The sequence below is a fragment of the Ralstonia sp. OTU4908 genome (genome assembly GCF_038440115.1).
In the GTDB taxonomy this organism is placed as follows: Bacteria; Pseudomonadota; Gammaproteobacteria; order Burkholderiales; family Burkholderiaceae; genus Ralstonia; species Ralstonia pickettii.
The window spans coordinates 153,209-166,791 of the sequence record NZ_JASATD010000004.1; the positions used below are offsets into that span (position 1 = coordinate 153,209).

At 65.6% G+C, this 13,583-nt stretch carries 8 protein-coding genes; 3 read left to right on the plus strand and 5 right to left on the minus strand.

Going from position 1 to position 13,583, the window contains the following annotated elements:
• Positions 1-95 precede the first annotated feature (95 nt).
• Positions 96-653, plus strand: coding sequence for a cob(I)yrinic acid a,c-diamide adenosyltransferase (locus AAHM38_RS05605; RefSeq protein ID WP_009241457.1), 558 nt, complete (start codon positions 96-98; stop codon positions 651-653).
• A 78-nt stretch (positions 654-731) separates the two neighbouring features.
• Here the strand turns inward: AAHM38_RS05605 and AAHM38_RS05610 are convergent, their stop codons facing one another.
• The 5 genes from AAHM38_RS05610 to AAHM38_RS05630 form a co-directional block, all read right to left on the minus strand.
• Positions 732-1,634 (minus strand): mechanosensitive ion channel family protein, encoded by a 903-nt coding sequence (locus AAHM38_RS05610; protein ID WP_012762822.1) that lies wholly within the window; start codon positions 1,632-1,634, stop codon positions 732-734.
• A gap of 170 nt (positions 1,635-1,804) precedes the next feature.
• Positions 1,805-2,884: a 3-deoxy-7-phosphoheptulonate synthase AroG gene (aroG, locus tag AAHM38_RS05615; protein WP_012762821.1), complete on the minus strand. Its 1,080-nt coding sequence runs from the start codon at positions 2,882-2,884 to the stop codon at positions 1,805-1,807.
• A gap of 388 nt (positions 2,885-3,272) precedes the next feature.
• A complete protein-coding gene (gene tldD / locus AAHM38_RS05620) occupies positions 3,273-4,736 on the minus strand; it encodes a metalloprotease TldD (RefSeq protein WP_012762820.1) in 1,464 nt (487 codons plus the stop codon).
• 30 nt (positions 4,737-4,766) lie between these two features.
• Complete coding sequence (locus tag AAHM38_RS05625) at positions 4,767-5,636, minus strand: carbon-nitrogen hydrolase family protein (protein ID WP_012762819.1); 870 nt, start codon at positions 5,634-5,636, stop codon at positions 4,767-4,769.
• A gap of 5 nt (positions 5,637-5,641) precedes the next feature.
• A complete protein-coding gene (locus AAHM38_RS05630) occupies positions 5,642-9,922 on the minus strand; it encodes a YhdP family protein (protein ID WP_012762818.1) in 4,281 nt (1,426 codons plus the stop codon).
• Between the two features lie 176 nt (positions 9,923-10,098).
• On the opposite strand from AAHM38_RS05630, the gene glnE reads away from it, so the two are divergent.
• The gene (gene glnE, locus AAHM38_RS05635; protein ID WP_012762817.1) at positions 10,099-12,942 is read left to right on the plus strand and encodes a bifunctional [glutamate--ammonia ligase]-adenylyl-L-tyrosine phosphorylase/[glutamate--ammonia-ligase] adenylyltransferase; all 2,844 of its coding nucleotides are present in this window, start codon (positions 10,099-10,101) and stop codon (positions 12,940-12,942) included.
• On the plus strand, positions 12,939-13,553 hold the full coding sequence (gene rrtA, locus AAHM38_RS05640; RefSeq protein WP_012762816.1) for a rhombosortase: 615 nt from the start codon (positions 12,939-12,941) through the stop codon (positions 13,551-13,553). The genes glnE and rrtA overlap by 4 nt, the downstream gene beginning before the upstream one ends.
• The last annotated feature ends 30 nt before the right edge of the window (positions 13,554-13,583 follow it).

Genomic DNA, 13,583 nt, shown 5'->3' on the forward strand with positions numbered 1-13,583 from the left:
CTGAAGCCGGCTCGAGCTGTCATTCTAACGCCGGGGTCGTGCCGCCCTTGCGATAATGGCGCCACCAACATTGACGCGATACAGGGAGACGCACCGTGGGCAACCGCTTATCGAAGATCGCCACACGCACCGGCGACGACGGCACCACCGGCCTCGGCGACGGCAGCCGCACGGCCAAGGACAGCCTGCGCATCGCCGCCATCGGCGACGTCGACGAGCTGAACTCGCACATCGGCGTGCTGCTGACGGAAACGCTGCCCGACGGCGTGCGCACGGCGCTCACCGCCATCCAGCACGACCTGTTCGATCTGGGTGGCGAACTCTGCATTCCGGGCTACACGATGGTGACGACCGCGCACGTGTTGCGGCTCGACCAATGGCTGGCCGACTACAACGCCGATCTTCCGCGGTTGGCCGAATTCATCCTGCCCGGCGGCAGCCGCGCTGCGGCCCAGGCGCATGTCTGCCGCACCGTCGCGCGCCGTGCCGAGCGCAGCATCGTCGCACTCGGCCGCGCCGAGACCATTGGCGAGGCGCCGCGCCAATACGTCAATCGACTGTCGGACCTGCTGTTCGTGCTGGCGCGTGTGCTCAATCGCGCAGATGGCGGCACGGACGTCCTCTGGAAACGCGACGAGCACAAGCCAGCGTAATTGCCGTCCGCATCAAACAAAACGGCCCGGCGAGATGACGTTACCTCGCCGGGCCGTTTGCTTCTGCAGTGCGCTGAATCAGTTCACGCTTGTCGGCGTCGTCGTGCTTTGCGCCACGGCGGCCAGCCCCGCCAATTGCCCCGGCGTGGTGATGGTCAGCGCCTGCGATGGCGTCGGCGCCGGGAAGCCGGCTTCGGCCAGCGCTTCCTTGATGGTGCGGTTGGTGTCGAAATAGACCTGCCAGTAGTTGTCGTTGTGCGTGTACGGGCGTACCGCCAGCACGGGCCCGACCAGGTTGAACTCGAGAATCTCAACATCGACCGCCGGTTCGGTCAGCACGTTCGGAATGGCGGCCACCTTTTCCTTGAGCAGCGCAATGGCGGCCCGGTGATCGGCGCTGCCGGCCAATTGCGCCTTCAGCTCGACGCGGCGGAACGGGTTGGAGGTGTAGTTCTGGATCGTGTCGGCGAAGATCTTGCCGTTGCCGACAATCGTGACCACGTTGTCCGGCGTGTTGATGGTCGTGGCAAACAGGCCGATCTCCTTGATCGTGCCCGTCACGCCACCGGCCGTCACGAAGTCGCCCACCTTGAACGGCCGCAGCACGATCAGGAACGCGCCCGCCGCAAAGTTGGAAAGCAGGCCCGACCATGCCATGCCGATCGCCACACCGGCTGCGGCAATCAGCGCCGCGAACGTCGTCGTCTGGATGCCGAAATAGCCGAGGATGCCGATCACCAGCAGCACATTCAGCGTGACGGTGATGATGGAGCCGACATACCGCAGCACGGTCGGATCGACCTTCTGTCGACTCAGTGAACCTTCCACCATGCGCACGGCCAGGTTAATCAGCCAGCGGCCGACCACCCAGAAAACGATGGCCGCGAGGATCTTCATGCCGACGTCGGCGGCGTATTGCGCCACGATTGCCTGGTACTTGCTTGCGGTGTTGACGGCGGTGTCCGCCAGGTTGTCTGCCATGGGTGCCTCCGAAAGGGCAGGGGGGGAACCCACCTACGATATGTCAAAGACAACGCACTTGTGTGACTTTGATACGTTTCGCTCACATTTGTTATAGATCTGCGCATTGATGCGCGCGCAAAGAAAAAGGACGCCCGCAGGCGTCCTTCCCAAATCACGCTGATGGCGTCTCAGTTGCCGCTGCCCGGCACGAGACGGCGCTTGCGCACGGCGTCGGCCAGCGTTTCCAGCACCTTCACCGAATCGTCCCAGCCGATGCAGGCGTCGGTCACGCTCTGGCCGTAGGCCAGGTCGGACACGGGCGTACCTTGCACGTGGTCCTGGCGCCCGGCGTTGATGTGCGATTCCACCATCACCCCGACGATGCGGTTGTCACCGGCGGCCATCTGGCGGCCGATGTCTTCGCACACCGGAATCTGGTTCTCGTGTTTCTTGCTGCTGTTGGCGTGCGAAGCGTCGATCATCAGGCGCGCGGCCAGGCCCGACTTGGAGATGGCGTCGCAGGCTTCCTGCACGCTGGCAGCGTCGTAGTTGGGCGCCTTGCCGCCGCGCAGGATGATGTGGCAATCCTCGTTGCCGGCCGTCGACACGATAGCCGAGTGGCCGCCCTTGGTGACCGACAGGAAGTGGTGCGGCTGCGATGCGGCCTTGATCGCGTCCACGGCGATCTTCACGTTGCCGTCGGTGCCGTTCTTGAAACCGACCGGGCACGACAGGCCGGAAGCCAGCTCGCGGTGCACCTGGCTTTCGGTGGTGCGCGCACCGATCGCGCCCCAGCTCACCAGATCGGCGATGTACTGCGGGCTGATCACGTCGAGGTATTCGGTGCCTGCGGGCAGGCCCAGCTCGTTGATGTTCATCAGCAGCTCGCGCGCGGTGCGCAGGCCGTCGTTGATCTTGAAGCTGCCGTCCATGTGCGGATCGTTGATCAGACCCTTCCAGCCGACCGTGGTGCGCGGCTTCTCGAAGTACACGCGCATCACGATTTCCAGCTCGTTCTTGAAGCGCTCGCGCTGCTCGACCAGGCGGCGGGCGTAGTCCATCGCTGCCTTGGTGTCGTGGATGGAGCAGGGGCCGATGATGACGATCAGGCGGTCGTCCATGCCGTGCAGGATGCGGTGCATCGCGTTCCGGCTTTGGTAGATCAGGTCGGACACGGTGTCGCTGCACGGGAATTCGCGGATCAGATGCGACGGCGGCGTCAGCTCTTTCAGTTCGCGAATGCGCAAATCGTCGGTGTTCTTCGGCATGGAATGCTCCGGGGATGTGTCTTGAGTTCTATTGGAAACGTCTACTGTGTTCGGATCATGTTTCGCGTCGGTGCCGGGGTGGGGCAGGTGACTGGGCGAAAAAAAACCGCCAGGGTCGCTGGCGGTTTTCGGTATCTGCTGGGTGCTTTATTTTTGCTGCAAGCGCCCCTCTCCTTCCGCCAGCGGTGCGAGATGCCAAAAGTAAAAGTAAAAAAACTTGGCGAAGGACATGAGAGGAAAACGAGGCAATGCAGAAAAATTTGTGGCGCTCAGTTGGCTTGAACCTACTGCGCCGCACCAATCGAACCGTCTTTATAAACCCTTTTTTTGAGGGCCGCAAGCGCCGATTTTCCGTGCCTGCGGCGCCAAAACGACGGTCTGAGGGCAATCAAACTGTGCCGCCCACCGTCATGTTCTCCATGCGCAGGGTCGGCTGGCCTACGCCCACCGGCACGCTCTGGCCTTCCTTGCCGCACACGCCGATGCCCGAATCGAGGCGCATGTCGTTGCCGATCATGGTCACGTGCTTGAGCGATTCCGGGCCGCTGCCGACCAGCGTGGCGCCCTTGACGGGGTAGGTGATCTTGCCGTCCTCGATCATGTAGGCCTCGCTGGCCGAGAACACGAACTTGCCGTTGGTGATGTCGACCTGGCCACCGCCGAAGTTCACCGCATACAAGCCCTTCTTCACGCTGGCGATGATCTCCTGCGGGTCTTTGTCGCCGCCGAGCATGTAGGTGTTGGTCATGCGGGGCATCGGCAGGGCGGCGTAGCTCTCGCGGCGGGCGTTGCCGGTCACGGGCATCTTCATCAGGCGCGCGTTCAGCGTGTCCTGCATGTAGCCGGTGAGGATGCCGTCTTCGATGAGTGTGTTGCACTGCGTGGGGTTGCCTTCGTCGTCGAGGTTGAGCGAGCCGCGGCGGTTGGCAAGCGTCCCGTCGTCGACCACGGTGACGCCCTTTGCAGCCACGCGCTCGCCCATGCGGCCGGAGAATGCAGACGAGCCCTTGCGGTTGAAGTCGCCTTCCAGCCCGTGGCCGATGGCCTCGTGCAGAAGCACGCCCGGCCAGCCTGGGCCGAGGACCACGGTCATCGTGCCGGCCGGTGCCGGTTTGGCTTCCAGGTTGACGAGTGCGGATGAAACCGCCTCGTCCACGTATTCGCGCAGCAGGTCGTCGGTGAAATAGCCGTAGGCATAGCGGCCCCCGCCGCCGGAGCTGCCCATTTCACGGCGCCCGTTCTGCTCGGCGATGACGGTGACAGAGATGCGCACCAGCGGGCGCACATCTGCGGCGATCACGCCGTCGCTGCGCGCGACGAGCATCACGTCGTATTCGCCGGCCAGACCGGCCATGACCTGGACCACACGCGGGTCTTTGGCGCGGGCGAGCTTTTCAATCCGCTCCAGCAGCGCAACCTTCTCGGAAGCCGTCATCGAATCGAGCGGGTCATTCGGTGCATACAGCGAGTGGCTGCCCGGGGTGCTGGCCAGGCTGCTGGCGACCTTCACGCGGCCGGCGCCGGCTTTGCCGATCGTGCGTGTGGCACCGGCGGCCTGCATCAGCGCGGGCAGGCTGATGTCGTCGGAATACGCGAACGCCGTGCGGTCGCCCGACACGGCACGCACGCCCACGCCCTGGTCGATGCTGAAGCTGCCGGATTTGACGATGCCTTCTTCCAGGCTCCATGCCTCGTTGCGGGTGTACTGGAAGTACAGATCGGCATAGTTCACGCGGTGCGTGAAGATGTCGGCCAGCGCGCGCTGCAGATGAGCTTCATCAAGGCCGTACGGATCGAGCAGCACGCGGCGCGCGATGGACAGATTCTGGATGGCGATGTCGCCTGCGTTCATGGTCGGTTCTCGCAAAAAAATTCGGTTGGCTTACATCACGCGGTGCTTGAGCGCCGGCAGGTCCCGGCGCACTTGTGCGATGCGGGCGGGGTCCATGTCTCCGATGGCAACGCCTTCGCCCTCGGGCACGGAGGCAATGATTTCCCCCCACGGGTCGACCAGCATGGAATGGCCCCACGTGCGGCGGCCGTTTTCATGGCGCCCGCCCTGAGCGGCGGCCAGCACATAACACTGGTTTTCGATGGCGCGGGCGCGCAGGAGGATTTCCCAGTGCGCGGCGCCGGTCACGTAGGTGAAGGCCGCCGGCATCAGAATCAAGTTCAGGTTGCCCTGTGCCGCCAGCGCCCGATACAGCTCCGGAAAGCGCAGGTCGTAGCACACGGACATGCCGACACGGCCGCATGGTGCGTCGAAGGCAACCGGGGTGGCGCCGGGCTCGATGGTGCGGGCTTCGTCGTAGCGCTCTTCGCCGCGCACGAAGTTGAACAGGTGGATCTTGTCGTAGCGTGCGACACGCAATCCGGCCGGGTTGAATGCGAGCGACGTATTGCGCACGCGCTGTTCGTCTTCGCACCACATCGGCAACGTGCCGCCGACGAGCCACAGCTTGTGGCGGCGTGCGGCATCGGCAAGGAAAGTCTGGATCGGGCCATCCTGGTCGCCTTCGCGGATAGCGACCTTATCGCTGTCCTTGCGGCCCATCATGCAGAAGTACTCGGGCAGCAGCGCGAGTTGCGCGCCCTGCGCGGCGGCCTCGGCGAGCAGCGCATCTGCGCGCGCCAGGTTGGCGTCCACATCGATGGCCGTCACCGTCTGGATGGCGGCGACACGAAAAGGTGCATCGAAAGGCGCATCCATGCCGGATGCGACGGGGGCCGGAGCAACGGTGGTCGAAGTCATGGGGCCTATTTTGCCGAGGTTTGCGATTGGCTGCCCGAATTGCTGTCGGATGCGACTTTCTCGATCTTCGGATCGGCCCAACTGCCGGTCACGTGGTATTGCGTGACGAATGCCTTCGACAACTGATCGCCCAGGACCAACTGCGCGGCCAGCGTGCCCAGCCCGATGGCCGGATTGATGAACGCCGCCGCCAGCGAGGCCGACGTGGCGTCCACCTTGGGCGTGACCTTGACGCGCAGGTCCTGCGTTTCATCCAGGATGTTGGCCGAGCCCTGCATGGCCACCTGGAATTGCGGGCCCTTGACTGCAAAATCTTCAGTGTGGGCGATGCCGCTGGCGATGGTGCCGGTGGCGGCTACGCTCTCGAACGGCGTGCCGCGCCCGGTGGCGCTGCGCAGGTCGGTCGCGAAATGCAACAGCCCCTGCAGGCTCAGCACGCCGGCCAGCTTGGCCAGGCCCGGATCGACCGGCAGAAACTGGCCGCGCTCCAGGTTCAGCGCCATGCGGCCGTTGAGCGTCGGGTAGTCGATCGACATGGGCGAGCCGCGCCACACCACGCGGCCTTCGAGCTTGCCCTTGGCTCCGTCGATCACCTTGGCGAAGCCCATCTTCTGCAGCAAGTCGCCGGTGTCGCGCAGGTCAAGATTGAAGTCGAGCAGCGTCCGGCGCTCCGGATCATCACCGCCGCCACGCAGGCGTCGCGGGATGCGCCACGTACCGTGCGCCGTGAGCGTGGCGGCGGGCTGCTCGATCTTCAGCGTCTCGAGCGTCCATACCGGCGCGCCTTCGGTGATCTGGCTGCGCGCCTTGATTTCCAGCTTGCCGAGCGCTTTGCCGCGCAGGTCGAACTTGTCTGCGACGAGGTCGAGCGATGGAATTTCCTGCGAGCTGCTGGCCAACGATTCGGTGAGCGCCGTCTCTTCCTTGGCGTCTGGGATGCTCATGCGCGACAGGCGCATCGTCAGCTCGCCGAAGGGCACGGCGGCGCTTTCGGCGTGCCAGCGCGCGCTGCCTGCAATCTCGCGTGAATCGATGGTCGATTGCCAATTGGCGCCATCGCGCGTGGCGTCGATGCGCACGGCGTTGAAGTCGCGGCCCAGAATGCGCAGCGTCTGCGCGCGGGCGTTCAGGTGGCTGGGCAGATACGCGCTGTGGTTGTTGGAGGCGTTGGCTGCATTGGCACCATGTTCGGCGGCAATCTGGCTGGCGCTCTTGTCAGGGGCGGGTGCAGCAAAGGCATGGCGCCAGGCGTCGACGTCCAACTGATCCAGCGCCAGATTCGCTTGCACGCCTTCCTGCGGCTGCGGCACCGCTTGCCGCACACCGATGCCGCCGCGCAGGACCTCGACGCCGTTGCCCGTGCTGCGTTGCTCGTAGCGCGCGCTGACGATATTCCCGACCTGCAGAACGATTTCGTCGACGGCGTTGTTGGACGCCAGCGGTTGCATTTCGAAACGCACCGGCAAGGGCTGCCCAGCCGCCTTGTTCAGCGGTGCCGGTAGACGCACCGTCATCGGGGTCAGATCCGACTGGACCTGAATGAGAGGCCGACGCTGTTTGACGCTGATGGTCGCGCTGTACGGGGCGGTGCCCTCCAGCGAGCGGGCGACGGCGGCCACCGGGCTGTTTTCCGGCGTCGTCTCACGCAGCCCTTGCGCCGATGCGGTGCCCGCCACCTGGATGCGGATCGTGCCGTCGGGTGCGGTGCCGCCCGTAGGGCGGATTTCGCCGCCGGCAAAGCGCGCGCGCAGGTTATCGAAACCGATGCCCTTTTGCGTGAAGGTCAGCGCGCCGTTGACATCGGTCAGCGGCGGTGCCTGCGGGACCAGCGTGACGTCATTGCGTACGAACGTGACGCTGCCTTGGGCCCGCGCCGAACGCATTTCATGCAGCGGCAGGTCAAGCTTGAGCGCCAGCGTGGCGTTGCCCTGGGCGCGGGCGTCCTTGGTGAAATGCCCGATCCACTGGCTGATGGGGCTCGCTTCGATGTACTGCAGGAAATTCTGCGTGGCGCCGTCGCCGCGGGCTTCGATGGCCAGCAGCGGGTTGCGGTCGCCCATGTCGGGCAGGCTGCCATTCACGTCCTGCAGATTTACGCCCATCACCTTGGCACGCGCCACTTTGAACGCGAGCGATGCGCGATCGAACGTCACCGTGCCGTCGATGTTCGTGAATGCCGGCCAACTGCCGGGGTGCGTTGGCGCCTGGCCGGGCAGGTTGTACGCGGCTTCGGCCGGCGCTGATTGGTAAGTTACGTCCTGGATCGGCACTTCCACGCGGAAGACACCTTTGTGCGGCGGACGGAACGGAAAGTCGTGCAGATCACCTGCCAGTGCGAACCCGACGTTATTCGCCGTGCCGGCTTGCAGCGCACCGCCCAGGTAGTCGCGCAGATGCTGTCCGATCGACAGCGGCAGGTAGCGCGGCACACGCGGAACATCGGCGCGGTCGAGCGTGCCCTTCAGGTCGATGGTGCCGAGATGGCTGGTGTCTGGCGCGTGGCGATAGCTGCCCGTGATGCGCGCTGACAGGTCGTCGTTGGAGAACGCGAGGTTGTCGCTGGCGACGACCAGTTCCTGCTTGCGATATGTCCAGTTGAACGTGCCCTGTAGCCGGTCCAGCGGCACGCGCGCGTCGGCAAAGGTACCAGGCAGCAGTAGAGCGGTGTCATTGGACTCGATGCGCAGCGTGCCCTTGTCGTCTGAGAAGACGGCGTTGCCGGAGAGGTTTTCAACGCCGGGCACGGCTGGCTCGGGATGCTGGCCCGGCGGGACCGCGGGCAGCGCACCGGGGCCGAACGAGACCTGGCGCATCGTGGCGCGGCCGGTGAAGTGCACAGGCGCCGGCGTATTTGGCCGCCAGCGGGAGACATCGCGCTGCCAGTTGATGTCCAGATCGTCGATGCGGCCGGACGGCTGCTTTGTCCGCAGTGGTTCGAGCACGCCAGCGGGCAGCGGCAGCGCGGTGGCGATGTTGCGCAGGTCGGCCAAATCCAGTGTCGCGGCCTTGACTTGCAGGCTGCGCAGCGCATCGCGTGCGTCGAGCGCCCACCCGACGGTGACGTTGCGCACGCCGCGCGGCGTGCCAGCCGGGTTGGTCGGCGCCTGGATCCCGGGGCCTGCCAGTTCGGGTACCGATGGCGGTTGGGCGGGCAGGTTCAACGGTTGCCAGAGCAGCGTGTCGACGCGGAGAATGTGCTCGCCGCGCGCGTTGCGCTGATGTGTGGCCAGCGCCTGAAGGCTGCGCAACTGCAGCGGCTCCAGATCCTTGCGGACTTGCAGATCGAGCTGCTGCCCGGTCAGCCGCGCCTGGCTGCGCGTGAACACGCCGTCGGCAAACTCCACCGAGCCGTCGGTGGTCAGCGTGCCGCTTTGGGCGGCGGCCAGCACGGGCACATAGCGCTGCACGGAAGCCAACTGCAGCGTATCGACCTGCCAGGACGCCTGGCCATGCCAGTGGCGCCAGTCGCCGGGGCGGGCCAGCAGGTCGTGGCGGAAATCGGCGTGGAGTTTGATGGGGCCGTTGAACAGCGTGGGCGAGGTGCCGCTGGCCTCCAGCCTGTGGCGCGTCGGGCCGCTGCGCAGCTGCAGCCGCACATTGCCCAGCGCCACTTCGGGCAGCTTCTGCTGCTCGTCGAGCCAGCGGACGGCGCCTTGCTGAAAATCGATGTTGCCTTGGGAGAGCAGTTGGTCGAGGAAGATGCTGTCGCCGCCGGTGTCCGCGCTAAGCTGCATGCCGGCGACGGAGAGGACGCCTTGCGTATCGCGCCGTACCAGCAGGTCGGCTTGGGTAGCGTGCAGGGCGGCAAAGGTCACCTGCATGCGCAGCAACGAGCGCCAGGACAGCCGCGCCTGGACGTCCTGTATCGCGAAGGTGCGGCGGCCCGCGGTGTCGTGCGCGTCGATGCGCTGGGCGCGGAATGCCGGGTGCCAGCCCTCCCAATAGGTCTCAAGCGAGCCGATGTCCACCGTGGCGTGCAGTGCGCTGGACGCCTCGCGCTGCATCCATTCGCGTGCCACGCTCGCGCGCGGCCACAAGATGAAGCGCACCGCCAGCATGCCGATGACGGCCAGGACGGCCAGCGCGGCGGCCGTCTTCCAGAGCACCCGCCACAGCTTGCGCCAGATCGGGGCGCGGAAAACAGCGCCGATGCCCGCGCCGACCCGGCGGGCGAGCCATACCAGCCATGCCCAGGCCGAGGGCCGGCCCACCCCGCGTGTGGACAGGGTGCTGGCGTGTCCACCATCGGACTTCGGCGATTCTGGGGGCTGGGACGGGCGAGGCATGATGCGGATTATCCGATATTCAGGAGGCGGCGCCACATTTGGAGCCCGGGCGGCGCGCTGGCGGAGCGGCAAGCAGTGGGCAAGCACACCCGATGCCCGCGGAGTCTCTGGCCACTGCCGGCCTCGCATGCATTTCAGCGAGAATGGATGCTTCCGCCAATGCTCGATGGGTTCGCATGACCGATTCCGCCTTGTCCGCCCAGCCATTTCTGAAAGCTCCAGCCCGCGCGCCGCAGGGCGCCGCTGCCGCGCTACCCTTTGCACTCGCGTATTCCCGTTATCTACAGCGCCAGGCGCAAGCGCGCGAAGGATGGGCCGAGCGTGTGCATGCTGGCGCCAGCCATCCGATTGACATGGCGTGGCTGTTGGCGCGCTTCACTGAACTGTTCGATACCAGGGCCGTGGAGGCTGAGGCGGCGCTCAAGCGCGCCTTGCGCCTGTTGCGCAATGAAGTCTTCGGCGCACTGGTTGAGCGCGATCTGTCCGGCGCCGCAACGCTCGACGAGGTGACGGGCACGATGACGGACCTGGCCGAGTTTGCTGTGCGCACGGCCCTTTCGGTAATCGCTCAGGAACTGACCTCGCTGCACGGCCAGCCGATCGGTCAGTCCTCCGGCGAGGTGCAGGAACTGTTGGTGGTGGGCATGGGCAAGCTGGGCGGGCGCGAGTTGAACGTCTCGTCCGACATCGATCTGATCTTCCTCTACGACGACGATGGCGACACCCAGGGCGGCCCGCGCCCGCTCTCCAATCATGAATACTTCACGAAGCTCGGCCGGCGGCTGATCAACGCGCTGGCCGATGTGACGGAGGACGGCTACGTCTTCCGCGTCGACATGCGTCTTCGCCCGAATGGCGATGCGGGGCCGCTGGCGTGCAGTCTGGGCATGCTGGAGGAGTACTTCGTCGTGCAGGGCCGGGAGTGGGAGCGCTACGCCTGGATCAAGGGTCGCGTCATCACTGACCCGACCAGTCCGCATGCAGCACGCGTGATCCAACAGTTGGATCGCGTGACGGGCCCGTTTGTGTTCCGTCGCTATCTCGATTACGGCGTGATCTCCGCCATTCGCGCGCTGCATGCGCAGATCCGCAACGAGGCAGCCAAGCGCAGCAACGGTGCCAACCAGCAGCGCGACGACATGGGCCATCTGCAGGCGCGCTCGCCCAACATCAAGCTCGGGCGCGGCGGCATCCGCGAGATCGAATTCGTCGCGCAGGTGTTTCAGCTCATTCGCGGCGGGCAGGATTTCGGGTTGCGCGTGCGCCCCACGCTGGAGGTGCTGCGGGCGGCGGCGGAGCGCGGCCTGATCGACGCCGACGCCGTGGCGCGGCTGACCGAGGCTTACCGCTTCCTGCGCCAGTTGGAACACCGTCTGCAATACATCGAAGACGCACAGACGCACAACCTGCCAGGCTCGCCGGAAGACCAGCTGCGCGTGGCGCACATGATGGGCTTTGACGACTATGCGGCGCTCGTGACCAAGCTCGAGGCGTATCAGGACGAAGTCGCAAAGCATTTCGAGCAGACCTTCTCCGACAAGCAGGACAGCCAGCCGCCGTGCGCCGCGGTCTGGCACGCAGACCTGCTCGACGACGAGTACACGGAAACCGCCCGCGTACAGCTGGCTGAACTCGGCTATGCAAATCCGGACAGCGTGCTGGAGCGGCTGCGTGCGACGCGCAACTCGCCGCGTTATCGGGCGTTGTCCGAAGTCAGCCGGCAGCGTTTCGACTTGCTGATCAACCGTGCGCTGGACCAGGCATCGCGGCAGACCGATGCCGATGTCACCATCGCGCGCTTTCTCGATTTCTTCGATGCGATCAGCCGGCGTTCGTCGTACCTGTCGCTGCTGAGCGAATACCCGCAGGCCATGGAGCGCGTGGCCCATACGCTCCATGCATCGCGCTGGGCGGCGGACTACCTCACACGCCATCCGCAACTGCTCGATGAGCTGCTCGATGCGGAAGCGCTGTCGGCCGAGCCCGACTGGCCAGCGTTCAGGGCGCGCGTGCGAGAACGTCTGCAAGCCGCGTCCGCCCATGTCGAGATGCAGATGGACATCCTGCGCCAGGAGCACCATGCAGAGACCTTCCGCGTGTTACTGCAGGACCTCCAGGGCATGCTGAGCGTCGAGCACATCAGCGACCGGCTTTCCGATCTGGCCGATGCCGTGCTGGACCTCACGCTGGAGACAGTCTGGAAGCAGGTCGCTACGCGTCATCGGGAGGTGCCGCGCTTTGCCGTCGTTGCCTACGGGCGGCTCGGCGGTAAGGAACTGGGCTATGCGTCGGACCTCGACATCATTTTTTTGTACGACGACGATGACGAACGCGCGCCCGATGTCTACGCGTCATTCGCGCGCAAGCTCATCACCTGGCTGACCAGCCATACCGCCGCGGGCATGCTGTTCGACGTCGATACGCGTTTGCGTCCGAACGGCGCGGCAGGTCTGATGGTCACGCACTTCGAATCGTTCCGCCGTTATCAGATGCGCGAGGGCGACAACGCGGCGTGGGTGTGGGAACACCAGGCGCTCACGCGTGCACGTTTCTGCGCGGGCGATGCGGAAATCGGCGAACGCTTCGAGGCGTTGCGTACCGCCGTGTTGCGCCAGGCGCGCCAGCCCGGCCCTCTGCGCGACGAGATCGTGGCGATGCGCGAGCGCGTGGCGGAAGGCCATGCAAATCCGACGGGGCTGTTTGACCTCAAGCACGATCGCGGCGGCATGGTCGATATCGAATTCACCGTGCAGTTCCTGGTGCTGCTGCACAGCGCAGCGCATGCCGAGCTGACCCGCAACAAGGGCAACATTGCGCTGCTGCACATGGCCGGCGAACTGGGGTTGATTAACGCGACGGCGGCCGCGCGGGTGGCCGATGCCTATCGGGACTTCCGCGCGCGCCAGCACAAGTTGCGGCTCGATGGGCAATCCGTGGCGCGCGTACCGGTCGGCACGTGCGCGCACGAGGCGGCCCACGTGCGCGCGTTGTGGACCGAGGTGTTCGGGCCTGCGCAATGACTGCGTATCCGCACACGTTGCGCACCTGGGGCGCGTGCGCCGGTGTGGCTGCGCTGTCGGCGGCGTTTTCGTTCGTGCCGTGGCTGTACGCGGTCGGGCTGTATCAACGCGAGACCGTGCGCGCGGGGCAGTGGTGGCGCATCGTGACCGCCATGTGGGTGCATCTGGATACGTGGCATTGGCTGGCGGATGCAATGGCCGCGGTGGGGCTCATCCTGCTGCTGGCGCGCGTGCTGCGACCGCAAGCCATCGTTGGAGCGCTGGTGGTGTGCGGCGTGCTCGTACAGATCGCTTTGCTCACTCAGCCGACGGTGCAGTGGTACGGCGGGCTCTCTGGCGCGCTGCATGGTCTGGCGGCGTGGGGCGGGCTGCGGCTGCTGAAACCGTCCACGAGCGATGTCGAGGATCACTTTTCACGCTGGATTGGCGTGGCGCTGTGTGTGGGCGTGCTGGCGAAGGTGTGGCTCGAGCAATCGTGGCTGTCGCCCATCGCCTATGACCCGCACTGGGGGTTTGGCGTGGTGCGCATCGCTCATGCGTTTGGTGCGGTGAGCGGATTGCTGGTGTGGGTGCTGGGGGAGTGGGCTCTTCGCAGACAATCGGCTGCATAGGTGAGCAGCGGAACGCCGGAGGGGTCAAAG